At 44.5% G+C, this 9,382-nt stretch carries 5 protein-coding genes; all 5 read left to right on the top strand.

Annotation, left to right across the window (positions count from 1 at the left end):
- Positions 1–29 precede the first annotated feature (29 nt).
- The 5 genes from ABJL82_RS07025 to ABJL82_RS07045 all read left to right on the top strand — a co-directional run bounded on the left by ABJL82_RS07025 (position 30) and on the right by ABJL82_RS07045 (position 8,987).
- Positions 30–2,195: a caspase family protein gene (locus ABJL82_RS07025; protein WP_347274022.1), complete on the top strand. Its 2,166-nt coding sequence runs from the start codon at positions 30–32 to the stop codon at positions 2,193–2,195.
- A gap of 1 nt (position 2,196) precedes the next feature.
- A complete protein-coding gene (locus ABJL82_RS07030) occupies positions 2,197–4,380 on the top strand; it encodes a hypothetical protein (protein ID WP_347274023.1) in 2,184 nt (727 codons plus the stop codon).
- 365 nt (positions 4,381–4,745) lie between these two features.
- A complete protein-coding gene (locus tag ABJL82_RS07035; RefSeq protein ID WP_347274024.1) occupies positions 4,746–6,086 on the top strand; it encodes an outer membrane protein transport protein in 1,341 nt (446 codons plus the stop codon).
- 462 nt (positions 6,087–6,548) lie between these two features.
- Entirely contained in the window at positions 6,549–7,565 is a 1,017-nt protein-coding gene (fbp, locus tag ABJL82_RS07040; protein WP_347274028.1) for a class 1 fructose-bisphosphatase, read from the top strand.
- 27 nt (positions 7,566–7,592) lie between these two features.
- Positions 7,593–8,987 (top strand): class II fructose-bisphosphate aldolase, encoded by a 1,395-nt coding sequence (locus ABJL82_RS07045; protein ID WP_347274025.1) that lies wholly within the window; start codon positions 7,593–7,595, stop codon positions 8,985–8,987.
- Positions 8,988–9,382 lie beyond the last annotated feature (395 nt).

Below are 9,382 nucleotides of genomic sequence, written 5' to 3' on the forward strand. Positions count from 1 at the left end.
TAAACTTTTGTTTTGGAGGTTTGGAAACAATGAAGAAGCCTATGTCAAAGACCAAAGTTATTATTCATTTGCTGTTATTTATTTTTTCGCTTGTTTTCCTGCCGTTGTCTTATGCCGGGGAGTGTGTGGTTGGCATGATAAGGAAATCATCCGGGAAAGTATGGCTTTTGAGAGACGGAAGCAAGCTTGAAACCCAAAAGGCGATGGAATTGCAAAAAGGTGATATGCTGGAAGTGGAAGACGGCGCAAGCGCAGTGATTGTTTATTATGATGGCGGCAGAAAAGAGGTATATGCCTCAAGGGCGCTTATCGAAATCGGAGAAAACAGCAGCGCATTAATGGAGGGGGCCGCTGCGGCGGCACAGAAGCCTGATGAAAAGAAGATCATTCTGGATACAAAAGATAAGGCATTAAATCTGCCCGACAGGGATATTGCCCATGCAGGAGGCCAGTTTATCCGCGGTATATTGCCGCCAAAAAACTATTTTGAGGCCAAAAATATACAACGGTATGCCGTGGTAGTCGGCATATCGGACTATAAAGACCCCAAAATACCGGATCTTAAATATGCCGATAAGGACGCCCAGGCATTTTATGATTTTATAACCAGTTCCGAAGGCGGAGATTTTAACAAGGAAAATGTGTTGCTTCTCACAAATGAACAGGCAACCCTTAGAAACATAAAACTCGCCCTGACTAATTTTCTTAAAAATGCGATTGATACCGATTATGTTGTCATCTTCATGGCATGCCATGGTGAGCCGGAACCGGATCGTCCCAATAATCTCTATTTGTTAACACACGATTCTGAGCTTGCAAGCTTATCGGCAACCGCATACCACATGGAAAACGTAAACGCAGATATGAAACGGTACATATTGGCAAAGCGACTGATTTTTCTTGCCGACGCATGCCACAGCGCCGGATTGTCAGCGGGTTCCGCCGGAACAAGGGGGTTTTCTAACACCATTAATATCGCCCTCACCGAACTTAAATCGACGCGGGAAGGATGGGGGGTAGTAAGTTCCTGCAGGGCTGGCGAGGTGTCAATGGAATCAGACAAATGGGGAGGCGGACACGGGGCGTTTACCTATCATTTACTGGAAGGCTTGAGGGGCGGAGCGGACAAGACTGGGAATAGCAACGGCATCGTAACACTTGCAGAGGCATATGACTACCTGGAAGAAAAGGTCAAACGTGCTACACAAAGCGCCCAGCACCCTGATATAACAGGCAATTTTGACAATAACCTTCCTTTGGGTTTCCCGGGCACGGATGTTCCTGCGACAGAAAAGGGCGGGACAGTTTCCACGCCCCGGCCTGGAACAATACAAATAGGATCAACCCCTGAAGGGGCTTCCGTCCTGATTGCCGGAAGCAATATCAACGCTGTCACGCCGGTAACCGTGAAACTTGCTGCGGGTACCTATCCTGTTACTATAAAAAAGCAGGGCTTTGCCGATGTGACAAGCACGGTATTCATTAATCCTTCAGAGGATACGGACGTCTATTTTGACCTTATAACCAGAGGGACAAAGGAATCGTCTTCCGCTGCAGTGGCAGACGCCGTAAGCGCTCAGCAGGAATATGCAGAGGCGCCCTCCGTAAATAAAGAATCCTTAGAACATAAAGAGAATCTGAAAGACAACATTGACGCCTTGATTAAGGAACTCGAGTCTATTGCAAAAGAACAGGCAAAGGACATTGTCGCCGTTGATAAAAAACCCCGGAAAAGGGTACAGGAATTAGTTGAAACGGAACCCACCATTCCGCTCTCGATAAAAGAATTTACGGTAAAAATGGGCGTTTTATCGAACAGGAGGAATGTGGAAAGGCTACGGCAGAGAATAATAGACGCACTGATCGGAGAAAAAGGATTAAGTGTTGTCGAGAGGGATCTGGAGTTTCAGGAAGAGATATTGAGGGAGCAAAGACTAAGCGGCTCGGCACTGGCAGATGAAATGTACAGGATAAGCCTTGGGAAAATACAGGGAGCACAATTCTTGTGTTTTAGCGGGGTTGTTCCCGGCGATACGCCAGATCAGCTTATACTGAGGATGGAAATTGTAGATACCGCCACCACGCAAGTGGACACACTGGAGCATGTCTTTCATGCCGAAGATAATCTCAGGGCTGTCGCCAGTGCTGTGTCTTCGATAATCAGAGAAAAAATTTCTGCAAAACGGAAGTTATAATATGAAAAACAGAACGATAAAATTTACCATCATCTCCGTTATGTTAATGCTGTTAAGCATTGGCTGCGCTTCAACAACGCCCGTTGCCACCGATAGCTGGCGTGAATATTTTAAATCGGGACGTTCGAAAGAGGAAATTACAAATGAATTTAATCTCTACAGGGGCAAATGGTGGAACTATTACACAAGAGGCCGGTGGTATGCAGAGGGTGGATTCCATGAAGAGGCTATTGCGGACTATAAAAAGGCAATTGAAATCAGAAGCAAAGACAGCCGTGCAGCGAGAAGCTATGGATTGCATTTCTGGGATTATTTTGCCCGCCGGGAACTCGGTATTACATACTATGAATTAAAACAATTTGAACTGGCAAAGCTGGAGCTGGAAGCATCCCTCGCCACCGCCGATTCCGCAAGGGCAAAGTTTTATTTAAACAAATGCAATGAGGAGATTTTAAAGACAACAAAGGCAGATATACAGCCCCCGCAGATTAAAGTGACCTCTCACACTGACGGGGAAATTGTGAATACGCCGATAGTTAACCTTGCCGGCATAGCAATGGATGATCAGTTTGTCAGGGAAGTTACCATACAGGGGAAAAGGCAATTTATTGAACTCGCCGAAAAGGACCTGGGCTTCAGTGAAAAAGTAGCGCTTAGCATGGGAGAAAACACGCTGCATATGGCGTCCACCGACCTGATGGGAAAGGCTTCTCAACTAAAGTTCCGGCTCACCCTGGATTTGCGTCCGCCGATTCTTTATCTTGATGATATAGAGGTGCAAAGGAAAAACGGAAGGAATGTCGCCATCGTAAAAGGAACGGTTGTGGATGATCATGGCATAAAAAGTCTCTCTATAAATGATACGGTTGTTCCGCATGGCGATGAAAAGGAGGTACATTTCCAGCAGGAAATAGTTTTGGAGGAAGGAAACAAGGTATCATTCAGGGTGACAGACGTTGCCGGAAATGAAACAAGCGGAGAGCAAAAATTAACGGTAAAGGCTTCGCTCTGGCCTGAAGACAAATGGAGTGAAATTAAATTTACGCAAAACACCACACCCAACAAACCCGTTTTGCTTGCCGCAACCAGACTAAGCGGATCCCTTATCAATACATTTCTCGCATCTCAAACCGCCGTTGCGCCTGATACAAAAAACAATACTTCGTCTCAAATTAAAGGCGAAGATATATCTTCACCGATTATTCGCAGCAATATAAAGTCGTGCATCGTGTATGATAAAAACTTTTTCTTTAGCGGAGAGGCGCATGATGACAGCGGCGTTGAAAAATTGTTTATTAACGGGGAAGCCATAGAAATCAGGCCTGGCAAGCATGTGTTCTTTAATCATTTTCTCAAACTCAATGAAGGGGAAAATACCGTTACGGTGATGGCAATTGACGCAAAAGGCAATGAAGCAGCGCTTTCTCCGGTGGTCATTGAGAAAAAAACCTTTGAATTATTTGATACGGAAGCCAGATTTACCATTTCTTTACTCCCGTTGAGAACATATTCCGAATCATCCAGATATTCTGTGGCATTGTTGCCGTTACAGTCATCCACACACAAGGGAGTACCGGTGGACAGGCTTAACGCCAAACTCCTCAATGCCTTCGATGACGACCCGAAAAGATTTAATTTTGTCGAAAGAGATCAGGCAAAATTGCTGGAAATACTAAAGGAACAAAAAATCAGCAACTCTGAACTGGCGTCGCCGGATACCGCCATTAAGATCGGGAAAATACAGGCGGCGGAAGGCATGCTTTTTGGTTTGGTTGAGGAAGATGACAAAGGAATAAATGTCACATTGCGGCTTGTAGATACGGAAACAACACAAATACTGGCGAATACGGATGTTTACGACGAAGACAAAAATGATAAAAACATTGATTGGCTCATGTACGGTCTCGCGTTAAAGATGAAACAGCAGTTTCCGATAACGCAGGGAGAGGTCATACACGTTTCAGGAAAGGGATTTCATGTGAACGCAGGCGCAAACCACGGGCTTTCAATAGGAATGAAATTGCTGGTTTTCAGGGAAATAAATGTGGGGAATTTCAGGATAAAAGAACCCCTGGAGGTAATAGCACGCGTTGTCCAGGTGCAGCCGGATACTTCTTTCGTCAAAATTACCACGGCAAAAGACTCTGTAGATATAATGAAGGACGATATGGTGATTACGAAATAGGATGGATAACCCTTAAGGGTGAAATCCGAAATACGAAGCACGAAATACGAAACAAATTCTAATGACAAAATGATTTGAAATTCCAAACAAATGCCTCTTTCGTATCTCACATTTCGTGCTTCATATTGTTGCCTGCCTGTGCGTGACCGCACGCAAACAGGGATGTTTTGGACTTGTTTTGAATTTTATGCTTTGTTATTCGAATTTGTTTCGTATTTCATGCTTCGTATTTCGGATTTTTTATCTCATGCTTGTTTGGTTCTGGCTATGCCAGGTTAGGCATTTGCGGATTATTATACTATGGACGCATGAGCGCCCTTTATGTGCGTTTTCGCATGGAACGCGGGATGAAATAAGGATCTTTTATGAGACAAAAACAAATACTTTTTGCGTTAACGGGCATTTTCCTGTCCCTGTCATTATCACAGGCATCCTTTGCACAATTTTCCCTATCGCCGCCAAATGTTAACGCAGTTCCGCTACCCACAGGTTCCGGTGCAAGGGCTATTGCACAGGGAAGCGCATTTATTGCAGTCGCAGACGACGCCACTGCCGCCTCATGGAATCCCGGCGCCCTGATACAATTGGAAAAGCCGGAAGTATCCATAGTGGGTTCTTTTCTGGCAACGGAGCAGGATTTTGATACGGGTTTTACCGGCCTCACCCTTGGCAATGAATCCGTATCGCGCGGCGATTTGAATTACGCCAGCGCTGCGTATCCTTTCAGGGTTTTTGGGAAAAACATGGTTGCTGCGTTAAACTATCAGCAAATTTATGATTTCCATATGGATCTGGACTTTAGCATGTCCATCGATGACCCCTCCCCGCCGTCACTGGATTACATGCAAACGATACAATTTGAATCAAAAGGCGGCGTCGGTGCGTTGACGCCAGCACTGTCAGTGCTAGTGACGCCCAAAATATCCCTCGGCATAGCAGTCAATATTTTTACGGATGAATTTTTTGGAGATTACGCATGGAAACAAACTACGAAGGCGACAGGAAGCGGCAATCTTGACGGCACGGATATTACCACGACATACGATTCGGAAACAAAATTTGAGGATTTTCAGGCAATTAATTTCACCTTCGGGGTGTTATGGGATATATGGGAACGGGAGGATAAACTTCTCACCTTTGGCGCTGTTTACGACACCCCCTACACAGCAAGTGTGAATCGCGTCACTAACATGACGTCTATTACCGACCCATTAGGGCAGTCCCGCCTCCACAGCCGGGAAGAAATGGAAATTGATTATCCCATGTCCTTCGGCGCGGGATTTGGTTTTCGCTATAATGACGCCTTATCCCTTTCATTTGACGTAACGTGGACAGACTGGTCAACATTTGAACAGAAAGACGAAGAGGGCAATAAATCACGTCCGCTGGGAGGCGCATCCACAGACAGGGATATTGATGATACCTTTGCCGTCAGGACCGGTATGGAATATTTGATTTTCCGCAAAAAAACCATCATTCCTGTTCGCGGGGGATTTTTTTATGATCCCCGCCCCTCACTTGGAAATCCTACCGATGTGTACGGTTTCAGCGTTGGAAGCGGCATTTCCACGAAACGATTCAGCCTTGACGCCGCCTACCAATTCAGATGGGCAAATGACGTTGACGGCGAAGATTTTGGACTATCGGGCGCCAGCTTTGACCTCAATGAACACATGTTTCTTACCTCCCTTATTGTTTATTTCTGATCTGCATTGTCAACGCCAACCCGATAATTGTGAAATCCGAAATACGAAACAAATTCTAATGACAAAATGATTTGAAATTCTAAACAAATGCCTCTTTCGTATCTCGCATTTCGTGCTTCATATTGTTGCCTGCCTGTACGTAATCGCACGCAAACAGAGATGTTTTGAATTTGTTTTGAATTTTATGCTTTGTTATTATTCGGATTTGTTTCGTATTTCGTACTTCGAATTTCGTATTTTTTATTTCATGCTTGTTTGGTTCTGGCTATGCCAGCCACTACAAGTAAAATTCCGTTCCCTTCCATTTGTTGTCAAAAAGATAAAACATTGACACATAAACGAGTAAGAATGTAGAATATCGCAGAAACGCCTGCCTTTTGGCGGACAGTGAGAATTATGGGGTTGTAAAGATTAAGGAATGGCATTGAATTGAAACGTAATATTGTGGGGGGGACAGGCAGGATGTCGGGAAGTAAAATTATTACCGTACAAAGACATATAATTGAACAAGAGAGGGATCACCCGGAGGCCACAGGCGAGCTGACAGGGCTACTGTGGGACTTAACTATTGCCGCAAAAATCATTTCACGGGAAGTAAATCGTGCAGGACTTGCCGATATATTGGGTCTCACAGGACAGGAAAACATCCATGGAGAAGAAGTAAAAAAACTGGACGAGTATGCCAATGACGCCATTATAAAATCAATGGACCATGGCGGCCATCTTTGTGTTATGGCATCGGAAGAAAATGAAGACATTATCCCGATATCAGACCAGTATCCCAAAGGCAAATACGTGCTCATGTTTGACCCCCTTGACGGGTCTTCAAACATTGACGCAAATGTAAGCGTGGGCACCATATTCTCCGTCTACCGAAGAAAAACAACTGCTGGCAATGGAACACTTGAGGATTGCTTGAGAAAGGGCGTAGAGCAAGTTGCTGCGGGTTATATTGTATATGGTTCAAGCACCATGCTGGTATATACTGCTGGACACGGTTCACATGGATTCACGCTTGACCCGGGCATCGGAGAGTTTTTACTCTCGCACAAAAACATTCAAATCCCTTCCAGAGGCAAGGTTTACAGTATCAATGAGGGAAACGCAAATACATGGGACGAAGGAACGCGGAAATACATTAACGATCTGAAAAAGGTAACCCCTGAGACGGGGCAAAAGCCCTATTCTCTCCGCTACATTGGCTCTCTGGTAGCGGATTTCCACAGAAACCTTTTATATGGCGGCATCTTTCTGTATCCTGCCGATTACATAGACCCGAAAAAACCTAAATCAAAACTCAGATTGCTCTATGAAGCAGCTCCCCTTGCCTTTATTGTTGAACAGGCAGGCGGTAAGGCTTCCACCGGCGATACTGCTATCATGGAAATAAAAGCGGAACAACTCCACCAAAAGACGCCACTTATTATCGGGAGCAAAGAAGACGTGGAGAAATATGAAGGATATTTCAAAAACAAATAAAAACATACGGAAGGGAGTATACTGCTTATGCTATACACAACAAAAGAAGACCTATTCAATAATATTAAAGGCATTATCGATATTCAAAAAGATGGAACAATTTCTATAATCAATAAAGATGCGTTAAGAACAAAGGCGATAGATAATATCGTTTACAATGCTGTTTTCAACAATGACGGTAATCTGAAAGATATCTCACGGTGGCTTATCAGGTCTGCCAGCAACGCGCTTGGCAATGCATCATCTTCCATACAATCGCTTTATGATGCGATGGGACGGAGAGAATACAAGGGTTTCACCGTGCCGGCCAGCAACATTCGGGGACTTACCTATGACGTTGCCCGCGCCGTGTTTCGTGCGGCAAAGAAAAACAAGGCAGCGGCAATGATATTTGAAATCGCACGGTCGGAAATCGGATATACCGGGCAGCGGCCTGCAGAATACACAGCGGTTGTCCTTGCGGCAGCCATCAGGGAAGGGCATGAATACCCTGTATTTATCCAGGGCGATCACTTCCAGATTATTCTCCGGAAGTATCAAGCGGACAAAGAAGCAGAGCTTACTACAGTAAAAAACCTCATAAAAGAGGCCATCGATGGCGGTTTTTATAATATTGACATTGATACCTCCACACTGGTCGATTTAAGCAAACCCGATCTTGCCGGGCAACAACGCCTCAATTTTGAACTTGCCGCCGAACTTACCGCATATATCAGGTCATTGGAACCAAAGGGCATTACGATATCCGTTGGCGGAGAAATCGGCGAAGTGGGGAAAAAGAACAGCACCATTGAAGAACTGCGGGCGTTCATGGATGGGTACAACGCCACTTTAAAAACAAAGGGCAGCGGATTAAAAGGCATCAGTAAAATCAGCGTGCAGACGGGCACATCCCATGGAGGGGTCGTGCTTCCTGACGGAACCATCGCCGACGTTAAACTTGACTTTGATACTTTAAAAACCTTGTCAAATGCCGCAAAGGATGAATACGGCATGAGCGGGGCAGTGCAGCATGGCGCTTCAACGCTTCCTGCTGATGCATTCGGCAAATTTCCGGAGACAGATACGGCGGAAGTGCATCTCGCCACAGAATTTCAGAATATGATTTATGATAACAGCGCCTTCCCTCCGGATTTTAAGAAAGAGATATACGAACTCCTCAAAGATAAATGCCGCAGCGAATGGAAGGAAGGCCAGACCGAAGAACAGTTTATATACACGACCAGAAAAATGGGGTTCGGCCCTTTCAAGCAGAAATTCTGGGATTTACCGGAAAATATCAGGGCAAAAATCGGACAGGATCTTGAAGACAAATTTGACTTCCTCTTTAAAAAATTAAACATAGTCAATTCAAAAGAGATCATTAAAAAAACAATTCAGCCGGCAAAGGTAGCATTGCCAACACCCCGATTGGTTGATTAGTTGATTGGTCAAATAGTTAAATCGTTTTAACTATGTAACTATTCAGCGTAATCCATTAAACGACCGAAGCACAACTCGTTCCCAAACTCCTCAGACTGGGACAAATGGAAACCATTCGCGGGTTCAGGTTTGTAACCTGAACCAAACGTTTTATATTTTCAATTCCGCTTTCTATTGACAGAACAAATGACAAATAAATTCAAGATTCCAAACAGGGATTTTGGAATTTTACCGCAGTACATAGTCCCATTATACGCATAAACTCATAGGTTCAGGTTGCAACCCAATGTCATTAAGTTAAGAAATTGGTTTATAAGGGAAAGCAAATATTTTTTTGCGTGGTTGAATATTTCTTGGAAATTTTCTTCCATTTCTTATAGCAGAATTGTTTTCAA

It is taken from the genome of Candidatus Kuenenia sp. (assembly GCF_039794105.1).
GTDB lineage: Bacteria > Planctomycetota > Brocadiia > Brocadiales > Brocadiaceae > Kuenenia.